The 296-nt window shown below is 55.1% G+C and carries 2 tRNA genes; both read right to left on the bottom strand.

What is annotated here, in order from left to right:
* Positions 1–83: 83 nt before the first annotated feature.
* A tRNA-Arg gene (locus tag Q0852_RS23810) sits at positions 84–160 on the bottom strand.
* Between the two features lie 55 nt (positions 161–215).
* Positions 216–292 (bottom strand) — tRNA-Arg (locus Q0852_RS23805).
* Positions 293–296 lie beyond the last annotated feature (4 nt).

The raw sequence follows: 296 nt of genomic DNA, 5'->3' as shown, positions 1-296 counted from the left end.
AACCCTCGATACGGGATAAACCGTATACTCCCTTAGCAGGGGAGCGCCTTCAGCCTCTCGGCCACCTCACCACACAAGATTAATGGCGCGCTCGGGAGGATTCGAACCTCCGACCGCCTGGTTCGTAGCCAGGTACTCTATCCAGCTGAGCTACGAGCGCACACTAATATCTTTTTTATCAATACCGCCTATTAACAGGCCATATTGTGAATAACTGGCGCGTCCGGGAGGATTCGAACCTCCGACCGCCTGGTTCGTAGCCAGGTACTCTATCCAGCTGAGCTACGGACGCGCAG

The sequence above is a fragment of the uncultured Photobacterium sp. genome (assembly GCF_947502415.1).
Classification (GTDB): Bacteria; Pseudomonadota; Gammaproteobacteria; order Enterobacterales; family Vibrionaceae; genus Photobacterium.
Note: the sequence above shows the minus strand (reverse complement) of the source record. Positions and strands in the feature narration are given on the sequence as shown.